This window comes from Streptomyces qinglanensis (assembly GCF_900111245.1).
Lineage (GTDB): Bacteria > Actinomycetota > Actinomycetes > Streptomycetales > Streptomycetaceae > Streptomyces > Streptomyces qinglanensis.
The window spans coordinates 115,168-140,322 of the sequence record NZ_FOGO01000005.1 but is presented as its reverse complement, the minus strand read 5'-3'; the positions used below and the strand labels follow the sequence as shown (position 1 = coordinate 140,322).

General features: G+C 72.1%; 21 protein-coding genes. 15 read left to right on the top strand and 6 right to left on the bottom strand.

All coding sequences use genetic code 11. From position 1 onward, the window contains the following. Positions 1-3: 3 nt before the first annotated feature. The 10 genes from pafA (at position 4) to BMX65_RS13125 (ending at position 11,566) form a co-directional block, all read left to right on the top strand. On the top strand, positions 4-1,365 hold the full coding sequence (gene pafA, locus BMX65_RS13170) for a Pup--protein ligase (protein ID WP_019356392.1): 1,362 nt from the start codon (positions 4-6) through the stop codon (positions 1,363-1,365). A 190-nt stretch (positions 1,366-1,555) separates the two neighbouring features. Then, entirely contained in the window at positions 1,556-2,542 is a 987-nt protein-coding gene (locus BMX65_RS13165) for an FKBP-type peptidyl-prolyl cis-trans isomerase (protein ID WP_079171863.1), read from the top strand. A 58-nt stretch (positions 2,543-2,600) separates the two neighbouring features. After that, positions 2,601-2,975, top strand: a complete 375-nt coding sequence (locus BMX65_RS13160; RefSeq protein WP_075000434.1) for an FKBP-type peptidyl-prolyl cis-trans isomerase — start codon at positions 2,601-2,603, stop codon at positions 2,973-2,975. A gap of 121 nt (positions 2,976-3,096) precedes the next feature. Next, a complete protein-coding gene (locus BMX65_RS13155; protein ID WP_075000433.1) occupies positions 3,097-4,107 on the top strand; it encodes a helix-turn-helix transcriptional regulator in 1,011 nt (336 codons plus the stop codon). A gap of 14 nt (positions 4,108-4,121) precedes the next feature. Further along, positions 4,122-5,090 carry a helix-turn-helix transcriptional regulator gene (locus tag BMX65_RS13150; protein ID WP_075000432.1) on the top strand — a complete coding sequence of 323 codons (969 nt, stop codon included), beginning with the start codon at positions 4,122-4,124 and terminating at the stop codon, positions 5,088-5,090. Between the two features lie 71 nt (positions 5,091-5,161). Continuing rightward, positions 5,162-5,404, top strand: a complete 243-nt coding sequence (locus tag BMX65_RS13145; RefSeq protein WP_075000431.1) for a hypothetical protein — start codon at positions 5,162-5,164, stop codon at positions 5,402-5,404. Positions 5,405-5,626: 222 nt separating this feature from the next. Then, complete coding sequence (gene tatA, locus BMX65_RS13140; protein WP_075000430.1) at positions 5,627-5,911, top strand: Sec-independent protein translocase subunit TatA; 285 nt, start codon at positions 5,627-5,629, stop codon at positions 5,909-5,911. Between the two features lie 103 nt (positions 5,912-6,014). Further along, on the top strand, positions 6,015-6,977 hold the full coding sequence (gene tatC / locus BMX65_RS13135; RefSeq protein ID WP_075000429.1) for a twin-arginine translocase subunit TatC: 963 nt from the start codon (positions 6,015-6,017) through the stop codon (positions 6,975-6,977). A 161-nt stretch (positions 6,978-7,138) separates the two neighbouring features. Further along, positions 7,139-9,958 (top strand): DEAD/DEAH box helicase, encoded by a 2,820-nt coding sequence (locus BMX65_RS13130; protein WP_075000428.1) that lies wholly within the window; start codon positions 7,139-7,141, stop codon positions 9,956-9,958. 396 nt (positions 9,959-10,354) lie between these two features. Further along, positions 10,355-11,566 (top strand): phosphatidylinositol-specific phospholipase C1-like protein, encoded by a 1,212-nt coding sequence (locus BMX65_RS13125; protein WP_239501871.1) that lies wholly within the window; start codon positions 10,355-10,357, stop codon positions 11,564-11,566. A 68-nt stretch (positions 11,567-11,634) separates the two neighbouring features. Here the strand turns inward: BMX65_RS13125 and BMX65_RS13120 are convergent, their stop codons facing one another. Then, positions 11,635-12,492, bottom strand: a complete 858-nt coding sequence (locus tag BMX65_RS13120) for a siderophore-interacting protein (protein WP_075000426.1) — start codon at positions 12,490-12,492, stop codon at positions 11,635-11,637. Positions 12,493-12,557: 65 nt separating this feature from the next. After that, a complete protein-coding gene (locus BMX65_RS13115; protein WP_075000636.1) occupies positions 12,558-13,463 on the bottom strand; it encodes a 5'-3' exonuclease in 906 nt (301 codons plus the stop codon). 333 nt (positions 13,464-13,796) lie between these two features. On the opposite strand from BMX65_RS13115, the gene BMX65_RS13110 reads away from it, so the two are divergent. The 3 genes from BMX65_RS13110 to BMX65_RS13100 all read left to right on the top strand — a co-directional run bounded on the left by BMX65_RS13110 (position 13,797) and on the right by BMX65_RS13100 (position 18,388). Beyond that, positions 13,797-14,891: a quaternary amine ABC transporter ATP-binding protein gene (locus tag BMX65_RS13110; RefSeq protein WP_075000425.1), complete on the top strand. Its 1,095-nt coding sequence runs from the start codon at positions 13,797-13,799 to the stop codon at positions 14,889-14,891. After that, positions 14,884-17,508, top strand: coding sequence for an ABC transporter permease/substrate binding protein (locus BMX65_RS13105; protein WP_075000424.1), 2,625 nt, complete (start codon positions 14,884-14,886; stop codon positions 17,506-17,508). Before BMX65_RS13110 ends, BMX65_RS13105 begins: the two co-directional genes overlap by 8 nt. A 151-nt stretch (positions 17,509-17,659) precedes the next feature. After that, positions 17,660-18,388, top strand: a complete 729-nt coding sequence (locus BMX65_RS13100; RefSeq protein WP_075000635.1) for a helical backbone metal receptor — start codon at positions 17,660-17,662, stop codon at positions 18,386-18,388. Here the strand turns inward: BMX65_RS13100 and BMX65_RS13095 are convergent. After that, entirely contained in the window at positions 18,315-19,460 is a 1,146-nt protein-coding gene (locus tag BMX65_RS13095) for an SLAC1 family transporter (protein ID WP_075000423.1), read from the bottom strand. The genes BMX65_RS13100 and BMX65_RS13095 overlap by 74 nt on opposite strands. Positions 19,461-19,530: 70 nt before the next feature. Between BMX65_RS13095 and BMX65_RS13090 the strand changes: the two genes are divergently transcribed. Beyond that, complete coding sequence (locus BMX65_RS13090; RefSeq protein ID WP_177214262.1) at positions 19,531-20,451, top strand: LysR family transcriptional regulator; 921 nt, start codon at positions 19,531-19,533, stop codon at positions 20,449-20,451. Here BMX65_RS13090 and BMX65_RS13085 read toward each other — a convergent pair. The 3 genes from BMX65_RS13085 to BMX65_RS13075 form a co-directional block, all read right to left on the bottom strand. Next, entirely contained in the window at positions 20,441-21,160 is a 720-nt protein-coding gene (locus tag BMX65_RS13085) for a gamma-glutamyl-gamma-aminobutyrate hydrolase family protein (RefSeq protein ID WP_075000422.1), read from the bottom strand. The genes BMX65_RS13090 and BMX65_RS13085 overlap by 11 nt on opposite strands. Before the next feature lie 198 nt (positions 21,161-21,358). Beyond that, positions 21,359-22,822, bottom strand: coding sequence for an ethanolamine permease (eat, locus tag BMX65_RS13080; RefSeq protein ID WP_075000421.1), 1,464 nt, complete (start codon positions 22,820-22,822; stop codon positions 21,359-21,361). 143 nt (positions 22,823-22,965) lie between these two features. Continuing rightward, entirely contained in the window at positions 22,966-23,694 is a 729-nt protein-coding gene (locus tag BMX65_RS13075; RefSeq protein ID WP_075000420.1) for a FadR/GntR family transcriptional regulator, read from the bottom strand. A 90-nt stretch (positions 23,695-23,784) separates the two neighbouring features. Here BMX65_RS13075 and BMX65_RS13070 point away from each other — a divergent pair, with 90 nt between their 5' ends. Continuing rightward, a complete protein-coding gene (locus tag BMX65_RS13070; RefSeq protein WP_075000419.1) occupies positions 23,785-25,152 on the top strand; it encodes a glutamine synthetase family protein in 1,368 nt (455 codons plus the stop codon). Positions 25,153-25,155: the final 3 nt, after the last annotated feature.

The window sequence follows — 25,155 nt, the reverse complement described above, 5'->3', positions numbered from 1 at the left end:
GGCATGGACCGCCGAATCTTCGGGCTGGAGAACGAGTACGGCGTCACATGTACGTTCCGGGGCCAGCGCCGGCTGTCCCCCGACGAGGTGGCGCGGTACCTCTTCCGCCGTGTGGTGTCATGGGGCCGCAGCAGCAATGTGTTTCTGCGGAACGGCGCGCGCCTCTATCTGGACGTGGGGTCGCACCCGGAGTACGCCACTCCGGAGTGCGACAACGTGACCGAGCTGGTCACGCACGACAAGTCGGGTGAGCGCATTCTCGAGGGCCTCCTCGTCGATGCCGAGCGCCGCCTGCACGAGGAGGGGATCGCGGGCGACGTCTATCTCTTCAAGAACAACACCGACTCGGCCGGCAACTCCTACGGATGCCACGAGAACTATCTGGTGGCCCGGCACGGGGAGTTCTCCCGGCTCGCCGACGTGCTCATCCCGTTCCTGGTGACGCGTCAGCTGGTGTGCGGCGCGGGCAAGGTGCTGCAGACCCCGCGCGGTGCGGTCTACTGCGTCAGCCAGCGCGCGGAGCACATCTGGGAGGGCGTCAGCTCGGCGACCACTCGCTCGCGGCCGATCATCAACACCCGGGACGAGCCGCACGCGGACGCAGAGCGGTACCGCAGGCTGCATGTGATCGTCGGCGACTCCAACATGTCGGAGACGACGATGCTGCTCAAGGTCGGCGCCACCGATCTGGTGCTGCGCATGATCGAAGCGGGCACGGTGATGCGGGACCTGACGCTGGAGAACCCGATCCGGGCGATCCGCGAGGTCAGCCACGACATCACGGGCCAGCGCAAGGTGCGGCTGGCCAGCGGCCGGGAGGCGTCCGCGCTGGAGGTCCAGCAGGAGTACTTCGACAAGGCGCTGGACTTCTGCGACCGGCGCGGTATCCGCACCGGCCGGGTCGAGCAGGTGCTGGAGCTGTGGGGGCGGGCCCTGGAGGCGGTGCGCACCCAGGAGCTGGACAAGATCAACACTGAGATCGACTGGGTGATGAAGTACCAGCTCATCGAGCGGTACCGGAACAAGAACAACATCACCATGTCGCACCCGCGGATCGCGCAGATAGATCTCGCGTACCACGACATCCACCGTCGCCGCGGTCTCTACTACCTGCTGGAGCGCAGCGGCAGGGCTGCCCGGATCTGTGACGACGTCAAGATCTTCGAGGGCAAGTCGGTGCCGCCGCAGACCACCCGTGCCCGGCTGCGCGGCGACTTCATCCGCAGGGCCCAGGAGCAGCGCCGGGACTTCACCGTCGACTGGGTGCACCTGAAGCTGAACGACCAGGCGCAGCGCACGGTGCTGTGCAAGGATCCGTTCCGGTCGGTGGACGAGAGGGTGGAGAAGCTGATCGCGGGCATGTGACGGTTGCCCCGGTGCGGCGGCCGGAAGTGTCGCCGAGGGCGGTCCCGTGCGGCGGGACCGCCCTCGGCGTGCGTGTCAGCGTGAGTTGACCACCGGCGTGCGGTGCCGTGTCGTGGGCGGTGGCACCCTCGTTGCTGGGTCGTAGGCTGTCATCTCCGCAGGACCATCCCTATACCCGTGAGTGGGACTCATGTTGTATTTCTCCGGGGGCTCGACCCCCCGTACCCCCCGAGCCTTCCGGACCCCGCGCGGGCGTGCCGCGCGCCGTGCCGCCGCTCTCCTGGTCGTCCCGCTGCTGGCCGTCTCGGCGGCGGCCTGCGGGAGTGACGACAGCTCCTCGGACTCCAAGGGCAGCCCCCCGGCGGTGAGCGGATCCTGGGGCAAGAAGCCCAAGATCGACAAGGGGGAGGGCGACCCGCCCTCCGAGCTGAAGACGAAGGTGCTCAAGAGCGGCGACGGGCCGAAGGTGCGCAAGGGCGACGCCGTCAGTGCGCACTACGTGGGCCAGCTGTGGAACGGCGACGAGTTCGACAGCAGTTGGAAGCGGAAGATGCCCGCCACCTTCCAGATCGGCACCGGCAAGGTCATCAAGGGCTGGGACGAGGCGCTGGTCGGCAGGAAGACCGGCAGCCGTGTCGAGATCGTCGCCCCGCCGGACAAGGCGTACGGCAAGAAGGGGCAGCCGCCGACGATCCCCGGCGACTCCACGCTGGTCTTCGTCGTCGACCTGGAGAAGATCGCCCCCAGCGAGATCGACGGCAAGCCGGTGGACAAGCCGCAGAACCCGCAGCTTCCCGAGGTGAGCACCAAGGTCGAGAAGAACAAGGCCCCCTCGATCAAGATGCCGGAGGGCCAGGACTCGGCGCCGGACAAGCTGGTCAGCGAGACCATCGTGCAGGGCGACGGCAAGGAGGTCGGCGCGGACAGCACGATCCTGACCCACTTCACGGCCAAGGCGTGGAAGGGCGGCAAGCAGCTGGACGACACCTGGGCGCAGAACGGTGCGCCGCAGGAGATCCCCGTCGCCCAGATCCCGGGGTGGAAGGAAGGGCTCAAGGGCGTCAAGGCGGGCAGCCGTGTGGTGATCTCGGTGCCGCAGGACGAGTTCCCCAAGGAGCAGCGCAAGCAGTTCAAGGACGGAGTCGTCTTCTCGGTGGACGTGCTCGACGTGAAGTGACCACGTCCGTGGCAGACTGGCGCGGTTGTCCCGCAGATACGTTCGTAGGAGCAATTTCGTGAGCATCGACAAGCCCGAGGTCGACTTCCCCGAGGGCGAGCCGCCGTCCGACCTGGAGATCCAGGACCTGTGGGAGGGCGACGGTCCCGAGGCCAAGGCCGGGGACAACGTCTCCGTGCACTACGTGGGCGTCTCCTTCTCCACCGGTGAGGAGTTCGACGCGAGCTGGAACCGGGGCAAGCCGCTCCAGTTCCAGCTCGGTGCCGGCCAGGTCATCGACGGCTGGGACAAGGGCGTCCAGGGCATGAAGGTCGGCGGCCGCCGCCGGCTGACCATTCCCGCGCACCTCGCCTACGGCGAGCGCGGCGCGGGCGGCGGACGGATCAAGCCGGGCGAGACGCTGATCTTCGTCTGCGACCTCGTGTCGGTCTGACGACGCCCGGCACATCCGACGGGAGCCCCGCCGACCGCGGGGCTCCCGGCTTTTGTCCCGCGCCGCGCCGACGGTACGGTCGAGGGTCCAGAACAGCATCAGAGAGGGCACGAGGGAACCCATGGCGATTGCCAAGGCCGAGCGGCTGATGAATCTGGCGCTGTGCCTGCTGGGGGCCCGCCGCCCGCTCACCAAGCGCGAGCTGCGTGCGTCGATCGAGGCTTATGTCGAGGCATTCGGCTCGGGCTCGGCTTCCGGCCCCGGCGACGGGTCCACCGGGAGCGAGGAGTCCTTCAGCCGGATGTTCGAGCGCGACAAGGACGATCTGCGTGAGCTGGGCCTGGTCATCGACACCGTCGACAATCTCGACGGGGAGACCGGCTATGTCGCCCGCCGGGACAGCAACCGGCTGCCGCCCATCATCCTGGACGCCGCCGAGGCCACCGCGCTCGGACTCGCGGCCCGGGTCTGGCAGCAGGCCCGGCTCGCCGCCGCGGCCAGCGGGGCCCTGCAGAAGCTGCACGCCGCCGGCGGCATGCCGCCCGGCGCGCTGCCCGAGCAGGGCGGAGAGCGCCAGCTCAGCACTCTGGAGCCGCACATTCCCGCACGGGAGGCCGCGTTCGAGCCGCTGATGCTGGCCTGCCGCGACCGCCGTCCCGTCGCCTTCGACTACCGCAAGTCCAACGCGGCCCGGTCCGAGAAGCGCCAGGTCGAGCCCTGGACCCTGGAGTGCTGGCGCGGGCACTGGTATCTGGCCGGCTGGGACCGGGGGCGGCAGGCCGAGCGGGTCTTCCGGCTCTCGCGGATCACCGGCCCGGTCCGCTCCCGGACCGGGGCCTTCACCGCGCCGGTACCCGATCAGGTGACGGTGCGCGAGACCGTCGAGCGCTGGGCGGGCGAGGGCGCCACCAGCACGGCCCGGGTCAGGCTGCGCACCGGCGCGGGCTATCCGCTGCGCTCCCGCGCGCTGCACACCCGGGAACTCGGCGACGGCTGGGACGAAGTGGAGATCCCGTACGGGCACGGGCTGGACGCCTGGCTGGTGGAGTTCGGACCGGACGTGGTCGTGCTGGAGCCCGCCGAGCTGCGCGCGGACGTGATCGACCGGCTGCGCGCCGTGGCGCAGGGCTGAGGGAGGAGCGGAACATGGCGGTCAACGCCATCGATCAGACCCGCAGGATGCTCTCGCTGGTCACCTACCTCAGGGACCGGCCGGGCGCCCGGGTCGAGGAGGTGGCCCGCGCCTTCGGGATCTCCGACGACGAGCTGATCTCCGACCTGAACGTGCTGCCCATGTGCGGCACCAGCTTCCGCGGCGGGGATCTGCTGGAGATCGACACCGACGGGGAGCGCATCTGGTGGCGCAACTCCGAGGCGCTGGGCAGCGACACGGCGCAGCCCCTCCGGCTCGCCGCCGACGAGGCGACGGCGCTGCTGGTGGCGGCCCGTGCCGTGGCCACGCTGCCGGGGCTGCGGGAGAGCGACCGGGAGGCGCTGCAGCGGGCCACCGCCAAGCTGGAGACGGCGGCGGGGGAGAGCGCGGGCGCCAGCTCGCGGCTCTCGGTCACCTTCGAGTCCGAGGGCGGCGTCTTCGCCGATGTGGACCGGGCCATCGCCGAGCGCCGCCGGCTGTGGATCCGGTACTACTCGCCCGCCCGGGACGAGCTGACCGAGCGCGAGGTGGACCCGATCCGGCTGTTCGCCGTCGGACACACCTATGTCGAGGCGTGGTGCCGGCTCTCCGAGGCGCGGCGCACCTTCCGGCTGGACCGGGTCGCCGAGATCAAGCTGCTGGACGAGCGCTCCGACCCGCCGCCGATAGAGCCGCGGGACCTGAGCGCCGGCCTGGTGCAGCCCGCGGCCACGGATCCGGAGGTCGTCGTGGAGGTCGGCCCCGGTGGCCGCTGGGTGGCGGAGTACTACCCGCACGACAGCGCCGAGGAGCTGGCCGACGGTGGCCTGCGCATCACGCTGCGTACCCCCGACCCCGCTTCGCTGCGGCGGCTGGCGCTGCGCCTGGGTGCGGACGGCCGCATCACGGCCCCGGAGGAGCTCGCCCGGAGCGCGCGGGAGGCGGCGCGGGAGGCGCTGGCCGCCTACGGGGCCGACGCGTAGGCCGCTCCGGCGCCCCCGGAGCCGGGAGTGCCGGGCTGAGCGGGGCGGCACCGGGGCACTAGGCTGGCCGCATGCTCTGGCCGATGTTCTTCCTGGCGCTCGCCTTCTGCGGGATCGCCGTGCTCGGGGTGCTCGCCGTACGGGTGGGGCTGGAGGTGCGGCGCTTCTCCCGGGCTGTCGGCGACAGCTCCGAACGGATCACGCAGGCCGCGGAGAGCCTGGAGCGGGCGGCGGTGCCGCTGGCCGCGCGCACCGGCCGGGAGCCGGGGGCCGGTCGCGCCCCCGGCCGTACACCAGGGCAGAACGAGACATAGCCGACGTACGGCCGGTCTCCGGCTTCGGATCCGGGAGCGGTAGGCTGCCAGATGCCGCGTCGACGAGCGCCTCAGTACGCAAGCGGGCGGATGCACGGGGATTGCCTGGCGTTCACTCCGCAGGGTTACGATCGATGTCGGCACGTACGTCCGCACGATGCAGCCAGTCCGATTCATCCGGCAGGCACGGAACACGCCGCCCCGGCGAGAAGGTAGTGGCACATGATCGCAGGTTTGAGGCCCATGGAGATCGTTCTGATCCTCCTTGTCATCCTGCTGCTGTTCGGCGCCAAGAAGCTCCCGGACATGGCCCGTTCGCTCGGCAAGTCGGCCCGGATCCTCAAGAGCGAAGCCAAGCAGATGAAGAAGGAAGGCGGCTCCGACGCCGAGGCGGACAAGTCCGGCGAGGCGCAGCAGTCGGCCCCGCGGACGATCCAGGCCGCCCCCGGCGATGTCTCGACGTCGCGTCCGGTCACCGAGCCGGCGGATCAGCCCAAGCAGAGCTGAACCGGGACCGGCCCCGCGCCGGCCGTATCCGCCGCCCACTCCGGGGCAGGGACCGCGGAGTGGCGGAGCCAGTCGTATCCGACTTCGAGACTGAGGACGAGGGTTGCTCAAGTCCGCCCGCAAGCAGGGTAAACAGGAGAAGGACCCCGAGGGGCGGATGCCTCTCGCGGACCACCTGCGGGAGCTGCGCAACCGCCTGATGAAGTCGGTGCTGGCGATCCTCGTCGTCACCATCGTGGCGATGGTGTACTACAAGCAGATCGCCGATTTCCTCATGGGCCCGGTGCGGGAGTCCGTCCACTGCACCAAGGGCTTCGGCGAGGCCGCCGAGGAAGGCGAGACCTGCGCCGAGATCACCATCAACGGGCTGATCGCACCCTTCACGATCATGCTGAAGGTGGCGCTGACCGCGGGCGTCGTCGTCGCCTCCCCGGTCTGGCTCTACCAACTGTGGGGCTTCCTCGCGCCCGGACTGCACCGCCACGAGAAGCGCTACGCGCGCTCCTTCGTGGCCGCCGGTGTGCCGCTCTTCCTCGCGGGTGCCTACCTGGCCTACGTGCTGCTGCCCAAGGCCGCCAAGGCACTGCTGGACTTCTCCCCGGAGAACACGGGAAACCTCATCCCGCTGGACGACTTCCTCGACATCGTCACCCGGCTGGTCATCGTCTTCGGCCTCGCCTTCGAGCTGCCACTGCTGCTCGTCCTGCTCAACTTCGGCGGGGTGCTGACCGGCAAGCGGCTGCTGGGCTGGTGGCGGGGGATGGTCGTGGGCATCACCGTCTTCGCGGCGGTCGCCACCCCGACCGGCGACCCGCTGACGATGTGTGCGCTGGCGGCCCCCATCGTGCTGCTGTACTTCACCGCCGTGGGCATCTGCCTCTTCAACGACCGCCGCCGCGTCCGCCGCAACCCCGACGCCGGGCTCGACGACGAGGAGGCGGCCCCGCTGGACCTGACACCGGAGGCCATCGGCACCGCCGAGGGGCTGCCCGCACCGCGCCACGACGGCGAGGACCGCCGGGACGGCGGCGGGCGCGCGCCCGGCGGCTTCGACGACGCCACCTGAGGGAGCCGGACCCCGGGCCCCGGCCCCTCCTTCCGCGCCCCGCCCGCACGGGCCGTCCGCGCTCCGCGGAGTTGCCCGCACCTCGCTGACCACGGGATTCGCTGCGGGGGCCGGTAAAGATCGTGAGTCTGTCGGAGTCGGCCGGTAGGCTCGTAGACACGATGACCGAGGATCTGTCCCCCGCGGAGCGGTACGCGGCGGCGCGCAAGCGTGCCGCCGAGCAGGCCACCGCTCTCGCGCCCTTCCGTGACCTGTACGACTTCGCTCTGGACCCCTTCCAGATCGAGGCGTGCCAAGCCCTCGAAGCGGGAAAGGGTGTGCTGGTCGCAGCGCCGACCGGCTCCGGCAAGACCATCGTGGGCGAGTTCGCCGTCCACCTGGCCCTCACCCAGGGCCGCAAGTGCTTCTACACGACCCCCATCAAGGCGCTGTCTAACCAGAAGTTCAACGACCTGGTCAAGCGGTACGGAGCCGCCAAGGTCGGACTGCTGACCGGTGACAACAGCGTCAACTCCGAGGCGCCGATCGTCGTGATGACGACCGAGGTGCTGCGGAACATGCTCTACGCGGGCTCGAAGTCCCTGCTCGGCCTGGGCTACGTGGTCATGGACGAGGTGCACTACCTCTCGGACCGCTTCCGGGGCGCCGTCTGGGAAGAGGTGATCATCCACCTCCCCGAGTCGGTCACCCTGGTCTCGCTCTCGGCCACCGTCTCCAACGCGGAGGAGTTCGGTGACTGGCTGGACACCGTCCGCGGTGACACTCAGGTGATCGTCTCCGAGGAGCGCCCCGTGCCGCTGTGGCAGCACGTGCTGGCCGGGCGCCGGATGTACGACCTGTTCGAGGAGTCCGGCGACAAGCGCGAGGTCAACCCCGACCTGGTGCGGATGGCCCGGATGGAGAACAGCCGGGTCGGTGGCGGCCGCGACCGGCGCCGGGGCGGCCGCCCCCAGCGGGAGGCCGACCGCGAGCGGGAGCGCCGGCAGCGGGCCCGGATCTGGACGCCGGGCCGGCCCGAGGTGATCGACCGGCTGGACTCGGAGGGGCTGCTCCCGGCCATCACCTTCATCTTCAGCCGGGCGGGATGCGAGGCCGCCGTCCAGCAGTGCCTCTACTCGGGCCTGCGGCTGAACGACAACGCGGCGCGCGGCCGGGTCCGGGAGATCGTCGAGGAGCGCACCGCCGACATCCCGGACAAGGATCTGCACGTCCTGGGCTACTTCGAGTGGCTGGAGGGCTTGGAGCGGGGCATCGCCGCCCACCACGCGGGCATGCTGCCCACCTTCAAGGAGGTGGTCGAGGAGCTGTTCGTGCGCGGCCTGGTCAAGGCCGTCTTCGCCACCGAGACACTGGCCCTCGGCATCAACATGCCGGCCCGCTCGGTGGTGCTGGAGAAGCTGGTCAAGTGGAACGGCGAGCAGCACGCCGACATCACTCCCGGTGAGTTCACCCAGCTCACCGGGCGGGCCGGGCGGCGCGGCATCGACATCGAGGGGCACGCCGTCGTGCTGTGGCAGCGCGGCATGGACCCCGCCGCGCTCGCGGGGCTGGCTGGCGCGCGCACCTACCCGCTGCGCTCGTCGTTCAAGCCGTCGTACAACATGGCCGTCAACCTCGTCGCGCAGTTCGGCCGGCACCGTTCGCGCGAGCTGCTGGAGACGTCCTTCGCGCAGTTCCAGGCCGACCGCTCGGTGGTCGGCATCTCCCGGCAGGTGCAGAAGAACGAGGAGGGCATGGCGGGCTACCGCGCCTCCATGACCTGCCACCTGGGGGACTTCGAGGAGTACGCGCGGCTGCGCCGGGATCTGAAGGACCGTGAGACGGAGCTGGCCAAGCAGGGCGCCAACCAGCGCCGGGCGCAGGCCGCCGCGGCCCTGGAGAAGCTCAGGCCGGGCGACGTGATCCATGTGCCCACCGGGAAGTACGCGGGTCTGGCGCTGGTGCTGGACGCCGGGGTGAGCGGCGGACGCGGGTCGGGAGCGCGCAGGGGGTACGACGGGAGCACTGGTCAGGAGGGGCCGCGTCCGCTCGTCCTGACGGCGCAGCGGCAGGTCAAGCGGCTCGGTCCGATCGACTTCCCGGTGCCGGTCGAGCCGCTGGAGCGGATGCGTGTACCCAAGTCCTTCAACGCGCGCAGCCCGCAGTCCCGCCGGGACCTGGCCTCGGCGCTGCGCAGCAAGGCGGGCCACTACGTCCCCGAGCGGCACCGCAAGCAGCGCTCCGCCGCCGCCGACGACCCGGAGATCGAGCGGTTGCGCACGGCGATCCGCCAGCACCCCTGCCACGGCTGCGACGAGCGGGAGGACCACGCCCGGTGGGCCGAGCGCTACACCCGGCTGCGCCGCGACACCCGCCAGTTGGAGCGCCGGATCGAGGGTCGTACGAACACCATCGCCCGCACCTTCGACCGGGTGTACGCACTGCTGTCCGAGCTCGGCTACCTCTCCGGCGACCAGGTCACCGAGGACGGCCGGGTGCTGGCCCGGCTCTACGGCGAACTCGACCTGCTCGCGTCGGAGTGCCTGCGCGAGGGCGTCTGGGAGGGGCTGCCCCCTGCCGAGCTGGCCGCCTGCGTCTCCGCGCTGGTGTTCGAGGCCCGCAACAACGACGACGCGCTGCCTCCCAAGCTGCCCGGCGGCCGGGCCCGTGCCGCGCTGGGGGAGATGGTGCGGATCTGGGGGCGGCTGGACGCGCTCGAGGAGGAGCACCGGATCACCGCCACCGAGGGTGTCGGTCAGCGCGAGCCCGACCTGGGCTTCGCCTGGGCCGCCTTCCGCTGGGCGGACGGCTACGGCCTCGACGATGTGCTGCGCGAGGCCGACATGCCCGCCGGTGACTTCGTGCGCTGGTGCAAGCAGGTCATCGACGTCCTGGGCCAGTTGGCCGCCGCGGCTCCGGACGGCGGCACGGTGCCCCGGAACGCGCGCAGGGCGATCGAGGGCATGCTGCGCGGCGTGGTGGCGTACACCAGCGTGCGCTGACGGCTGACGGCTGACGGCTGACGGCTGACGGCTGACGGCTGACGGCTGACGGCTGACGGCTGGCCGGTGGCCCGTGGCCGTTCGCCGCGAGCCCGGGGCCTGGGGCCCCGGGACCGGCTGTCTGCGCTGCCCGCGGACACACGGGAGGTCCCTTCCCAGGGGCCACGCCTTTCGCGGGGTACCCCGGAGAAGGCCGTGCCTCGGCGGAGCGCCGCCCCGGTCCGCCCGCTCCGCCGAACCGCGCCCCGGCGAGGGGGTGTTGACGGTCGGGCCCGGGGGCGGGATGTTCAAGCGTGCGTCAACCGGCGGGCACCGGGCGGCCGCACGGGCCCGGCAGGCTCCGTCCGGCGCGCGTGTCCCGCGCGCTTCCCGTACCCGACAGGGGGCCCAGTGCGTATGAGCAGCACCCGATCCCGAGCCGGATCCGCGATCCGCCGCTGGATCTGCGCCATGACCGCCGTCGCCGCCGTCGCGGCGTTCACGTCCACCTCCGCCGCGGCCCAGCCGGACAGTGCCGCCGGACGAGGCGGTCACCGCGATCCGGCCGGGAACCTGCGGCTGACCCAGCTCCAGGCCATGGCCACGCACAACAGCTATCACCGCGAGACGACCTCGCTCGACGAGCAGAACCTGATGTCCCGCTACGACCCCAACTGGCAGAACCTGCTCTACAGCCACTCCTCGCTGCCCGAGCAGTTCGCCCGGCAGCGGGCGCGCGGCATCGAACTCGACGTCTTCCCCGACCCCGAGGGCGGCCTCTACGCCGATCCGCTGCTGCGCAAGCGGGCCGGGCTGCCGCCGCTGGACGACCCGGAGCTGCGGAAGCCCGGTTTCAAGGTGCTGCACTGGGCGGACTTCGACTACCGCTCGACCTGCGCCACGCTGCGCCGCTGTCTGCGCCAGGTCAAGCAGTGGTCCGACAGCCGCCCCGGTCATGTCGCGGTGCCGATCCTGCTGGAACTCAAGCAGACCGACCCGCGGCTGGAGGAGCAGGGCGGTGCCGAGAGCCCGCCCTGGGACACGGCGATGCTCGACGCACTGGACGAGGAGATCCGGTCCGTCTTCCCCGACGAGGCGACGCTGACCCCGGACGACATCCGGCGCCCCGGGCGCACGCTGGAGGAGTCGGTGCTCCGGCACGGGTGGCCCAAGGTGCGCGACACCCGGGGGCAGGTCATGTTCTTCATGGACAACGACGGCCGGGAGATCCAGGACGCCTACCGGGCCGGGGGCCGCGAGAGCCTGCAGGGGCGGGTGCTGTTCACCGACTCCGAGCCGGGCCGGCCCGACGCCGCCTTCATGAAGGTGAACGATCCCACCGGCGAGGGCAAGGCCGTCATCCGCGATCTGGTGCGGCGCGGGTTCTACGTCCGGACCCGCTCGGACGTGCCGCTGGAGCAGGCGAGCAGCGGCAGCACCGGGATGCTGCGCGACGCGCTCTCGTCGGGCGCGCAGATGGTGAGCACCGACTTCCCGGTGCCCGGCCTGGCCGCCCGGTACGGGTCCGACTACGTGGCCGAGTTGCCGGGACCGCGGGACCGCGCTGTGCGGTGCAATCCCGTGACGGGGACGCGGCACTGCCCGCGGGGGCCGCTGGAGCCGCGCTGAACGCCCCCCGCCCGCGGACGGCTCCGCTGTGCGGCAGGCCGGCGGGGGCAGCGCGCGGGCGGGGGTCCTCAGGCGGCGGGGCGCTGCTCCTGCTCGGCCTCGACGCGGGCGTTCCACTCCTTCTTCGACGCCTGCCAGTTGTCCTCGTCGGCGCCCAGCCGCCAGTAGCCGGAGATGGAGAGCTGTTCGCGCGCGACGCCCCGCTCCAGCCGCAGATGGCCGCGGAGTTCCTTGACGAACCCGGCCTCCCCGTGGACGAACGCCTGTACCTGGCCGGGTGGGAACTCCAGGGCGCGGACGGCTGCGACGAGTTGTTCGCCCACCGGAGCCGAACCCCGGTGCAGCCAGTGCACCTCGGCGCCGGGTGGTGCCTCCAGCGGCTGCTCCTCCTGGGCTCCGGCGACCTCGATGAACGCTCTGACCGGGACGGCGGAGGGCACTCGGGCGAGGGAGGCCGCGATGGCGGGCAGTGCGCTCTCGTCGCCGGCCAGCAGGTGCCAGTCGGCCTCCGGCGCGGGCGCGTAGGCGCCGCCGGGCCCCAGGAAACGGATCTCGTCGCCGACGGCGGCGGAGGCGGCCCAGGGGCCGGCCAGCCCCTCGTCGCCGTGCACGACGAAGTCGACGGTCAGCTCCCGCGCGGCCGGGTCCCAGGCGCGCACGGTGTAGGTGCGCGTCGCGGGCCACTGGGAGCGCGGCAGTTCGGCGCGGATCTGCGCGATGTCGAAGGGCTCCGGGTAGTGCACGCCGGGGACCGGGAACAGCAGTTTGATGTAGTGGTCGGTGTACTCACCGGCCGGGAAACCCGCAAGGGAGTCGCCGCCGAGTACGACGCGCACCATGTGCGGCGTCAGCCGCTCGGTGCGGACCACGCGCGCGTGGTGGAGCTGCGGCTTCTGGCGGGCTGGACGGGCCGGGTTGTCGGGCACGGGGCCTCCCTGGACACAGAGCAACTTAGGTATACCTAAGCTAGCAGATCGGCCTTCGGGGTGGATCAGTCCGCCAGGACCTCCAGCAGCCGCCGCAGCGAGCCGCCCAGCCCCCAGCGTTCGGCCAGTTGCTCCAGCAGCTCCGGGTCGTGCGGGCTGCGCGGCAGGGCGAGGTCGGCGTCCGGGAGGGCGACGTCCCGCGCCACCCGCACCACGGTGGGCGCGACGTCCAGATAGTCGGCGGCCTCCCGGAACTTGGTGCGCTGGGCGGGGGTGAGCCGGGAGACCGGGTCGGCCGCCGCGGCGCGGATGCCCGCCAGGTCGCCGTACTCGGCCAGTAGTTTGGCGGCCGTCTTCTCGCCGACCCCGCGGACTCCGGGCAGTCCGTCGCTGGGGTCGCCGCGCAGCACCGCCAGGTCGGCGTACCCCCTTCCGTCGACCCCGTACTTGGCGCGCAGGGCCGCGTCGTCGTAGGCGTCCAGGCTGCCGACGCCCTTGACGGGGTAGAGCACCCGCACGGCGCGCTCGTCGTCGACGAGCTGGAACAGGTCGCGGTCGCCGGTGACGACGTCGACGGGGCCGGTCGCGCGGGTGGCGAGGGTGCCGATCACGTCGTCCGCCTCGTAGTCCGCGGCGCCGAGCCGGGCCACTCCGATCGCGTCCAGCACCTGCTCGATCACCGGCACCTGCGGACCCAGGGTGTCGGGGGTCTCCTCCTGGTCCGGGCCGCCCGGGACCTCCTCGGCGACGCGGTGCGCCTTGTAGGAGGGGATCAGCTCCACCCGCCATGCGGGACGCCAGTCGGCGTCCATGCAGGCGGCCAGCGCGGCGGGGCGGTGGTCCTGGACGAGTCTGGCGATGAAGTCGAGCAGGCCGCGCACCGCGTTGACGGGGGTTCCGTCCGGCGCGCGGACGGTGTCCGGGACGCCGAAGTAGGCGCGGAAGTAGAGCGAGGCGGTGTCCAGGAGCATCAGCCGGCGGTCGTCGGCGGGGTGCCCTGTCCCGGTGTGTGCTGCGTTCGCTGTGGTGGTCACGAGCCGATGATGCCGTACCGGACCGACAGGTGACGCCGGGTGGTCGCGCCCTGCTCCCGAGTGTCACTCGGGTCGCTTTTCCACCCCTTTGGACGCCGCGGGGAGCGGGAGGCCCGATTCGGGGTCACGCTCATGGAGCAGGACAAGTCCGACAAAAGTTTCATGCGTGATTCATCTTTCTGGTGTGCGTCGGTTGCAGCGATCTACAGCGCTCCATGGCGAGACGGATGGAAGGCCGGGGTAACTGTTGTCGCAGTCAAGAGGGTGAATGTGTCCAGGCTGAGAGCCGAACACCTGTACAAGGTGTTCGGGAGACGGGCGGATGAGGCCGTGGCCCGGCTGCGCGCCGGCGCGGACCGCGAGGAGCTGCGGGGCGAAGGCACGGTCGCCGCGGTGATCGACGCCTCCTTCGAGGTGGCGGAAGGGCAGGTATTCGTCGTCATGGGCCTCTCCGGCTCGGGCAAGTCGACGCTGCTGCGGATGCTCAACGGCCTGCTGGTGCCCACCTCGGGGCGGGTCCTGTTCGACAGCGAGGACCTGACGGCGCTCGGTCCGCGCGAACTGCGCGGGCTGCGCTCCCACCGGATCAGCATGGTCTTCCAGCACTTCGCGCTCTTCCCGCACCGCAGCGTGCTGGAGAACGCCGCCTACGGCCTGCGGGTGCAGGGCGTCCCCGGCGAGGAACTGGAACAGCGCGCGACCGAGGCCCTGCGGCTGGCCGGGCTCCAGGGCTGGGAGCACGCCTGGCCCGACGAGCTGTCCGGCGGCATGCAGCAGCGCGTCGGGCTCGCCCGCGCACTGGCCACCGACGCCGACCTGCTGCTCATGGACGAGTCCTTCAGCGCGCTGGACCCGCTGATCCGCCGCGACATGCAGGACCAGTTGCTGCAACTGCAGCAGTCGCTGCACAAGACCATCGTCTTCATCACCCACGACCTGAACGAGGCCATGCGCGTCGGCGACCGCATCGCCATGATGCGCGACGGCCGGATCGTGCAGATCGGCACCGCGGAGGACATCCTGCTGCGGCCCGCCACCGAGTACGTCGCCTCCTTCACCCAGGACGTGGACCGCTCCCGGGTGCTGACCGCGGGCGCGATCATGCGGGAGGCCGACGGCGGCGCGGCTCCGCCCGACGGCAGTCCGCCGAGCGCGGTCGTCCCGGCCGTCACGGTCGAGACGCCGCTGGCCCAACTGTTCACCCCGTTCTCCACCAGCGAGCACCCGCTGACCGTCACGGACGGGTCCGGCACCCCCGTGGGTGTCGTCGACCGCGAGCGGCTGCTCGCCGCACTGGCCGAGGAGCCGCGGGTGGAGCCGCCCCCCGCCGAGGAGGACGGGAACGGGGTGAGCGCGGATGCCTGAATTCCATCCGGGCAACTGGGCCGAGAGCGCCGTCGACTGGCTGCAGACCCATCTGAGCTGGCTGTTCGATGCCATCAACACGGTGCTGACCGGCCTCTACGACGGCATCAACATGATCCTCAGCAGCGTCGAGCCGCTGCTGCTGGCCGGGATCTTCGCCGTCATCGCTTTCTGGCTGCGCGGACTCCTCGCGGGCGTCGTCGCCTTCGGCGGCTTCGTGCTGATCGACTCCTTCGGGCTGTGGGACGACGCGATGTCCACGCTGTCGCTCGTCCTGGCCGCCGCGGTCATCACCATCTTCTTCGCGGTACCGATCGGCATCCTGGCAGCGCGCAAGAAGGCGGTCAGCGCCGCCGTGCGCCCGGTACTCGACGTGATGCAGACGATGCCCGCCTTCGTCTACCTCATCCCCGGCGTGATCTTCTTCTCCGTCGGCACCACTCCCGGCCTGCTGGCGACGATCATCTTCGCGATGCCGCCGGGTGTCCGGATGACCGAGCTGGGCATCCGGCAGGTCGACAGCGAGCTGGTGGAGGCCGCCGACGCGTTCGGCACCGGTCCGCGGCAGACCCTCACCCGGGTGCAGTTCCCGCTCGCGCTGCCGACCGTCATGGCCGGGATCAACCAGGTCATCATGCTGGCCCTGTCGATGGTCGTCATCGCCGGTCTGGCCGGAGCACCGGGGCTCGGGGAGCGCATCTACGCCGCCGTCACCCAGGTCCAGATCGGCCTCGGCGTCGAGGCCGGCATCGCCGTCGTCATCCTCGCCATCTACCTGGACCGGATGACCGGCGCCCTCAGCATGCGCGTCTCCCCGCTCGGCCGCCGCGCAGCGGCCCGGACCGCCGCCATGATGGGCCGGATGCGGTTCGTCCGCTACCGGCCGAGCACGGTCGCCGCGCTCGCGGGCGTCCTGGCACTGGCGCTGGCGGCGGGCGGGCTGAGCCTGGCCGAGTCCGGCTCCTCCGCGCCGTCCGCCGGTGGCACCGACGTGGGCAAGGGCAAGCAGCTGAAGATGGGGTACATCCCGTGGGACGAGGCCATCGCCACCTCCTATCTGTGGAAGGAGGCGCTGGAGCAGCGCGGCTACCGTCCCCAGCTCAAGCAGCTCGACCCGGGCCCGCTCTACACCTCCCTCGCGCAGGGAGAGACCGACTTCCAGACGGACGCCTGGCTGCCCACCACGCACCAGCAGTACTGGGACAAGTACGGCTCCGAGCTGGAGAAGCTGGGCTCCTGGTACGGCCCCACCTCGCTGGAGCTGACCGTGCCCTCCTACGTCAAGGGCGTGCGGTCCCTGGCGGACCTCAAGGGGCGCGGCAAGGAGTTCGACGGGAAGATCATCGGGATCGAGTCCAGCGCGGGCGAGATGAAGATCCTCAAGGACAAGGTCCTCAAGGCGTACGGCCTGGAGGGCGAGTACAAGGTGGTCTCCTCCGGCACCTCCTCGATGCTGGCCGAACTGAAGCGCTCCATCCAGCAGAAGCAGCCGGTCGTCGTCACACTCTGGTCCCCGCACTGGGCGTACGACAAATACGAGCTGACCAAGCTCAAGGACCCCAAGGGCGCCTTCGGCAAGGGGGAGAAGCTCTACAACGTCGCCCGCAAGGGCTTCGCCCAGGACGACCCGGTCGTGGCCCGCTGGCTGAAGAACTTCCATCTGACGGAGCAGCAGCTCACCTCGCTGGAGACCGCCATCCAGGACGCCTCCAAGGGCCGGGAGCAGCAGGCCGCCGCCAAGTGGCTGAACGCCCGCCCCGGGTTCCTGGACAAGATGGTGCCGGTGCCCGGCGGTGAGAAGAAGCGGGGCAAGGACGCGGGGAAGTCGGTCAGCATGGCCTACTTCCCCTGGGACGAGGCGGTCGCGACCACCTACCTGTGGGAGAACATCCTGGAGGACCGCGGCTACAAGCCGAAGGTCGAGCAGCTCGACCCCGGTCCGCTGTTCACCGCCATGGCCCAGGGCCGGATCGACTTCCAGACGGACGCCTGGCTGCCCACGACCCACGAGCAGTACTGGCGCAAGTACCGGGACCGCCTCACCGACGTCGGTTCCTGGTACGGTCCCACCTCGCTGGAGCTGTCCGTGCCCTCCTACGTCAAGGGCGTCGACTCGCTGGCGGATCTCAAGGGGCGTGGCAAGGAGTTCGACGGGAAGATCATCGGGATCGAGTCCAGCGCGGGCGAGATGAAGATCCTCAAGGACAAGGTCCTCAAGGCGTACGGCCTGGAGGGCGAGTACCAGGTGGTCTCCTCCAGCACCTCCTCCATGCTCTCGGCCGTGGACCGCGCCGTGGCGCGGAAGAAGCCGGTGCTGGCCACCACCTGGACGCCGCACTGGGTCTACAGCACGTACCCGATGAAGAAGCTCAAGGACCCCAAGGGCGCCTGGGGCAAGGGCGACCACATCCACGTCACCGCGCGGAAGGGGTTCAAGGAGGACTTCCCCGAGCTGTACGGCTGGCTGAAGGATTTCACCATGTCCGAGCAGGACCTCGGCTCTCTGGAGGCGGCCGTCCAGAAGGGCGGCAAGGGCAAGGGCAAGGAGAAGAAGTCCGCCCGCAAGTGGCTGGACGCCCACCCGGGTCTGGAGGACGAACTGGCGCCCGTCGAGTGAGCGGCCGCTCGCCGGAAGGAGTGCCGCCGGGTGCCGGCCGCCCGGCGTCCGGCCGCGGTGCGCCGGGTGCGGGAGGCCGGCGGCCCGCCGGGGAAGCGGGCCGGGCCGCGGGGGTGGGGGCCGGCCGGAGCGGCGGCATAGGGTGCTGCACATGCCGTGCAGGTCCGTTGTCTCGCTCGTGCCGTCCCTCACCGAGGCGGTGGCGGCCACCGCTCCCGGACTCCTGGTCGGGGCCACCGACTGGTGCTCGCACCCCGGGGACCTGGCGGTCACCCGGGTGCGCGGCACCAAGAACCCGGACGTCCCGGCCATCGCGGGGCTGGCTCCGGACCTGGTGCTCGCCAACGAGGAGGAGAACCGCCCCGCGGACCTGCGGGCCCTGCGGGAGGCCGGGCTGCGGGTCCTGGTGACCGAGGTGCGGACGCTGGAGCAGGGCTTCGCGGAACTGCACCGGGTACTCACCCAGGGCTGCGGGCTCTCCCGCCCGACCTGGCTCGACGAGGCCGAGGAAGCCTGGGCCCGGGCGCGGGCCGAATTCGACGTCCGCGCCGTCGTACCGGTGTGGCGCAAGCCGTGGATGGTGCTGGGCCGCGACACCTTCGCCGGTGATCTGCTGGCCCACCTCGGGGTGCGCAATCGCTACGCCGGGCACGAGGAGCGCTATCCGCGGGTGCCGCTCGCGGAGCTGTCCGCGCCGGGGCGTGCCGAGGTGGTCGTCCTGCCGGACGAGCCCTACCGGTTCACCGCCGAGGACGGGCCCGAGGCGTTCCCGGGGACACCGGCCGCGCTGTGCAGCGGCCGCCACCTCACCTGGTACGGGCCGTCGCTGGTGCGGGCGCCGCAGGTGCTCGGTGCGGCGCTGCGAGCAGCGCTCCGCTGAGGAGTCCGCGTACCGTGCGGACGGCCGCGGCCGCCCAGGCGGCCACCAGCAGCGCGTAGAGGCCCACCGCCAGCCAGCCGAACGCGGCCGCTGCGGTGTGCCGCCACACCGCAGCGGCTCCCGTGACACAGGTGCCGACCGGGAAGGTGAACGCCCACCAGGTCAGCGTGAACGGCATGCCCCGGCGTGCGGCGCGCACCACCAGCGCCGACGACAGCGCGAGCCACAGCAGGGCGAAGCCGAGCACCGGTACGCCGTAGAGCACCGACAGCGCCCCGAACGTGCCCGGCTGTGCGTCCGCGAGGTTGCCGAGCGCGGTCGTGGACTGCCCCAGCGGCCCGAGCACCAGGAAGAGCGAGGGCGTCAGCGCCGCCGGGAGCGGGCCGTGGTGCAGCAGCCGGGAGAGGATCAGCGGCAGGAGCAGCAGCGTCGCCAGCAGGCTCGCCCCGAAGAGCGCGAAGGAGCCCAGCAGCAGGGTCTGCCGCGCCGGGCCGGCGGGCAGGTGTGCGGCCAGCGGCGGGCCGAGCGCGGCGGAGACCATCGGGGCCACCACCGGCAGCAGCCAGGCCGGGGCGGCGCTGCCCTGCTCCACCCGGTGCCGGGTGATCATCAGATACGGCACGGCCACTGCGGTGACCAGCCCGACCGCCGTCCCGGACGTCCACAGCGCCGCGTCGAGCCCCGCGGCCCCGGGGACGTCCAGCGCCAGCGCGCCGCCCCCGACCGCCAGCAGCGCCATCGCCAGGCAGCCGTAGAACGGGGCGACGGCGGGGTCGAGCAGGTGGGCGCGGGCGCAGTCGCGGTGGCGCAGCCAGTGTGCTCCGCGGGCCACCAGCAGTGCCGCCAGCGCCGCCGCGGCCAGCGCCCAGACGCCGTCCAGCAGGGGGCGCGGCGGGTGCAGGGGCAGCACCGTTCCGGCGGTGGCCACGATGGCGGTCCCCATCACCGCCGCGTACCAGTTCGGGCCCAGGGCCCGCAGCCGCGGACCGGGTGCGGGTTCGGCTGCGGCCGGTGCTGCGGGGGCCGGGCCGGGGGCGTCGGTCCCGGCGGTGGCGTGCGCGGATGCGGTCATGCGGCCACGCTCCTCCGGTGCGGGGCCGGGCAGAAGGGGCCGTGCACCTATGGGCACATAAGCTGACCCTATGAGCGAAAGGGAGGGTGTGTCCGGCGGTCTGGCCCACCGGGTCCCGGATCTGGGAGCGCTGGAGCTGCTGCTGGCCGTCGCCCGGCTGGGAAGCCTGGGCCGCGCGGCGCGCGAGACGGGGATCAGCCAGCCCGCCGCCAGCGGCCGGCTGCGCTCCATGGAGCGGATGCTCGGCGTCACCCTGCTGGAGCGCTCGCCCAGGGGCTCGCGGCTGACCGCGGCCGGTGTGCTGGTCACCGACTGGGCCCGGCGCATCGTGGAGTCCGCCGAGTCCTTCGACGCGGGCGTCGGTGCGCTGCGCGACCGGCGCGACTCCCGGCTCACCGTCGCCGCTTCCATGACGATCGCCGAGTATCTGCTGCCCGGATGGCTGATCGCGCTGCGTGCCCAGCGGCCGGACACCGCGGTGCGGTTGCGCGCCGGCAACAGTGCGGCCGTGGCCCGCACGGTTCTGGACGCGGAGGCGGACCTGGGCTTCGTGGAGGGGCTGGGGGTGCCGCCGGGCCTGGACGGCACCGTCATCGGGCACGACCGGCTGCTCGTCGTCGCGGCTCCCGGGCATCCGTGGACCCGGCGCCGCAGACCGGTCCCGCTGCGCGAACTGGCCGCCACCGGGCTGGTGCTGCGCGAGCCCGGCTCCGGTACCCGGCAGGTCCTGGACGCCGCGCTCGAAGCACACGGCGGGCTCGGCCCGCCGCTGCTGGAGCTGGCCTCCACCACGGCCGTCAAGGCCGCCGCCGTCAGCGGCGCGGGCCCGGCCGTGCTCAGCGAGCTGGCGGTGGGGGAGGAGCTGGCCGCGCGGCGGCTGATCGAGGTCGCGGTGGAGGGCCCCGGGCTGAGCCGGGAGCTGCGGGCGGTCTGGCCACGCGGCGCCCGGCCGGCGGGGCCCGCCCGTCAACTGCTGGCCCTCACCGGTTGAGGCCGCCCGCGGCCGCCGCGGTGAGCGCCGACATCAGCCTGAGATCGTCACCCGCCTCCGGGTGCCACTGGACGCCGAGTACGAAGTGGTCGGCGTCCGGGAGTTCGAGGGCCTCCACGGTCCCGTCGTGCAGGGCGTGCGCGGTGCCGGCCAGGCCCTCGCCGAGCGTGTCCACCGCCTGGTGGTGGTAGGTCGGCACGGCCACGGCCGGTTCCTCCTCCAGCACCTTGGCGAGCAGCGTGCCCGGGACCGGTGCGACCTCGTGGGGGGTGAAGACGCCGGGGGCGCCGCGGTGGGCCGCCGTGGTGGGCAGGTGCTGGACGAGGGTGCCGCCCCGGGCCACGTTGAGGATCTGCATGCCCCGGCAGATCGCCAGGAGTGGCACGCGCCGGGCCAGTGCCTCCCGGGTGAGGGCCAGTTCCCAGGCGTCACGCCCGGGATACCCGGGGCCGGTGTGCGGCTCGCGTCCGGCGCCGTAGCGGGCCGGGTCGACGTCCGGACCGCCCGCGGTGACCAGGCCGTCCAGCCGGGAGAGCGTGTCGGCCGCCGCGTCCGGGTCCTCGTCGGGCGGGAGCAGTACGGCGCGGGCTCCCGCGCGCTGCGCCATCCGGTGGTAGGAGGCGGGCAGCAGTGCGGCGGGCAGGTGCCAGTCGCCCCAGCGTGCCGACGATTCCAGATAGGTCGTGATGCCGATGAGGGGTGGTGCCACGGGTCTCTCCTGAGGGCTGTGTTCTTCGCTGTGTTCTTCGGCCGGGTTCCTCGGCCGGGTTCCGGCCGGGGTTCTCGGCCGGGTTCCGGGGGACGGACACCGGACGCCCGTACGAGGGCGGTGCGGACGGGGCCGCGCCCGCCCGGTGCGGTCCGGCCGTGGACCGGAGCGCACCGGACGGGCGCGACGCGGGACTGGTCAGTCGCGGAGTTCCTCCTCCGCCTCGGCCAGGGCCGCGAACTCCTCCTCGGGTGCCGCCGCCACCAGACGGTGCCGGGAGTAGCAGGCGAAGTAGCCGACCGCCACCGCGTAGACGGCCAGCGCGATCAATGCTGCCTGCTTGTCGACCAGGAAGGTGGCCACCAGGGCCGCGAGGGCCAGGACCAGGGCGACGGAGGAGGTCAGCACGCCTCCGGGGGTGCGGTAGGGGCGCTCCAGATGGGGCTCGCGCTTGCGCAGCACGATGTGCGAGAGCGACATCAGCGCGTAGGAGATGGTGGCACCGAAGACGGCGATGTTGAGCATCGTGGCGCCGTCGCCGCTGCTCGCCGCCAGCCCGAAGCCCAGCGCCCCCGGCAGCAGCAGGCCGAGGTAGGGGGCCTTGCGGCGGCTGGTGAGGGAGAGGAAGCGGGGCAGGTAGCCGGCCCGGGAGAGGGCGAAGAGCTGGCGGGAGCCCGCGAAGATGAGGGAGAAGAAGGAGGCCACCAGCCCTGCCAGGCCCGCGTAGTTCACGACGCGGGACAGTGCTGTGGCCTCGCCGTCCGGTTGCAGGGCCTCCACCAGCGGGTTGCCGACGTCCTGGATGGCCGCCGAGCCGCGGGCCCCGGTCGCGGTCACGAAGGTCAGCAGCGCGAGCACCAGCAGGATGCCCATCGACCAGGCCATGGCCTTGGGCAGGGTGCGGGCCGGGTCCTTGGTCTCCTCGGCGGCCAGCGGCACGCCCTCCACGCCGAGGAAGAACCACATGCCGAAGGGGAAGGCCGCCCAGATGCCCAGCACGCCGAACGGCAGCCAGGAGCCGGAGCCGAAGGCGCCGTGGTCCACCGGGATGTCGTCGAGCGCGCTGGTGTGGAAGTCGGTGAGGGCGCCGAGGACGAACACCAGCAGCGCGGCGACCGCGACGGCGGTCACGACGAGCGAGAAGCGCAGCGCCTCGCCGACGCCCCACAGGTGGACGCCGATGAACAGGGCGAAGCAGGCGAGGTAGACGGGCCAGCCGGACTCCAGTCCGAACAGGCCGAGGGATTCGATGTAGTCGCCGATGAAGCAGACGATGGCGGCCGGTGCGAGGACGTACTCGATCAGGATGGCCGTGCCGGTCAGGAAGCCGCCCCAGGGGCCCAGGGCGCGCCGTGCGAAGCCGTATCCGCCGCCCGCCGTGGGCAGGATGGCGGACAGTTCGGCCAGGGCGAAGACCATGCAGGTGTACATCAGCCCCATCAGGACCGCGGCGACGGCCAGGCCGCCGAAGCCGCCCTCGGCCAGGCCGGCGTTCCAGCCGGAGTAGTCACCGGAGACGACGTAGGCGACACCGAGGCCGGTCAGCAGCAGCGGGCCGGCGCTGCCGCGCCGCAGCGTACGGCGTTCCAGATACGCCGCGTCCGGGTCGGGCCGCGCCGCCGGGGCGCGGTCCCGGTCGGGGGACTCGGACTGTTGGGTCATGTGCCACACTCCTGCGGTGAGCCATTGGTGTGCTGGCATACCTTTGTGGCCGGAGGCGGCCGTGCGCAACCCCCCTGCGTGAAGCTGCGGTAACCGCCGGCGGCATCGCGGGGCACACCGGGCATTCCGCCACCGGGGGCGCCTCAGGTCAGGAAGCCCCGCAGCAGCGAGGCCGTCCCCGCGCAGTGCTCGCGGGCGATGGCGCGGGCCCCCTCGCTGTCCCCCTCCAGGACGGCGGCGACCAGTGCCGCGTGCTGCTGCTGGGCGTGCTCCAGGTTCCGGACCAGCAGCGGGATGTGGTTGAGCAGCTCGTTCAGCTTGGCCCGTACGGCGGCGTACCGGGCGGTCAACGACGGGGAGCCGGCCAGCTCGACCAGGGTGAGGTGCAGCAGCGTGTCCTGCCGCCGGTAGTCCTGGAGCGCCGCCTCGCGGGTGGCGTCCAGCGCCTCCCGGAGCCGGGCCGCCTCCGCCGCGGACAGGCCGCGGGTGGCGCACACCTCCGCGGCGCCCGCCTCCAGCACTTCCCGGAAGACGAGGGTGTCCGCCAGCTCCGGCGCCCCGGCGGGCAGCCGCACCTCGTCCGGCCCGGCGCCGTTCCCCTCGGCGGCCGGCTGCGGGAGGACGAAGGTGCCGCCGTACCGGCCGCGCCGGCTGGCCACCACGCCCTGCTCCGCGAGCACCTTCAGCACCTCGCGCAGGGTGACGCGGCTGATCCCGAGCCGCTCGGCCAGTTCGCGTTCGGCGGGCAGCCGCTCGCCCTCGGCGACCAGGCCCAGGCGGACGATCTGCAGGATCTGCTCCAGCGCCTCTTCGAACCCGTTGCCCGCGTGTACGGTACGCAGCACCGTGGCGAGTCTGTCGTCCTCCGGCATCGCACCCTCTTCCTTTCCGGTGACCCTCTTCCGTTTCAAAGGTATGCACGGCTACCTTATGGCTTCCGCGGACCGACAGGAGGCCCACCCGTGGCAGACCGCACACCACCGCTCGCCGTCTCCGAGCTGAGGAGACTCGTCGAGGCGGGCGAGATCGACACCGTCGTCCTGGCCTTCACCGACATGCAAGGCCGCCTCCAGGGAAAGCGGTTCGCCGCCCCCTACTTCCTGGAGCACGTGCTCGACGGCGGCAGCGAGGGCTGCAACTACCTGCTCGCCGTCGACGTCGAGCTGAACACCGTGGACGGCTACGAGATGTCCTCCTGGGAGCACGGCTACGGGGACTTCGCCATGCACGGCGACACCGGCACGCTGCGCCGCGTCCCCTGGAACCCCGGCACCGCGCTGCTCACCGCCGACCTCGCGTGGCACGACGGCAGCCCCGTCGTCGCCTCGCCCCGGCAGATCCTGCAGCGGCAGCTCGACCGGCTCGCCGAGCGCGGCTGGCAGGCGTACGTGGGCACCGAACTGGAGTTCATGGTCTTCCAGGACACCTACGAGCAGGCGTGGGACAGTGCCTACCGGGGCCTGACCCCGGTCAACCAGTACAACGTCGACTATTCCATCCTCGGCACCGGACGCGTCGAGCCGCTGCTGCGCCGCATCCGCAACGAGATGGCGACCGCGGGCATGGTCGTCGAGTCGGCCAAGGGCGAGTGCAATCTGGGCCAGCACGAGATCGCCTTCCGCTACGCGGACGCGCTCACCACCTGCGACCAGCACGTCATCTACAAGACGGGCGCCAAGGAGATCGCCGCCCAGCAGGGCCACGCGCTCACCTTCATGGCCAAGTACGACGAGCGCGAGGGCAACTCCTGCCACATCCACCTCTCGCTGCGCGACGCGGACGGGCGGCCCGTCCTCGCCGACGAGCAGGGCGAGCACGGCATGTCGCCCCTGATGCGGCACTTCCTGGCCGGACAGCTCGCGGCCCTGCGGGACTTCACGCTGCTGTACGCGCCGAACATCAACTCCTACAAGCGGTTCCAGCCCGGCTCCTTCGCGCCCACCGCCGTCGCCTGGGGCCCCGACAACCGGACCTGCGCGCTGCGCGTCATCGGCCACGGCGCGGGGCACCGGCTGGAGAACCGGGTGCCGGGCGGCGACGTCAACCCCTACCTGGCCGTCGCCGGAATGATCGCGGCGGGACTGCACGGCATCGACAACGCACTGGAGCTCCCGGCCGCCTGCACCGGCAACGCCTACACCGGTGACGCCGCGCACGTCCCCACCACCCTGCGCGAGGCCGCCGAGCTGTGGGAGGGGAGCGCACCGGCGCGGGAGGCGTTCGGCAGCGAAGTGGTCGACCACTACCTCAACATGGCCCGGGTGGAACAGCGGGCCTTCGAGACCGCCGTGACGGACTGGGAGCGCTACCGCTCCTTCGAGCGCATGTAAGGA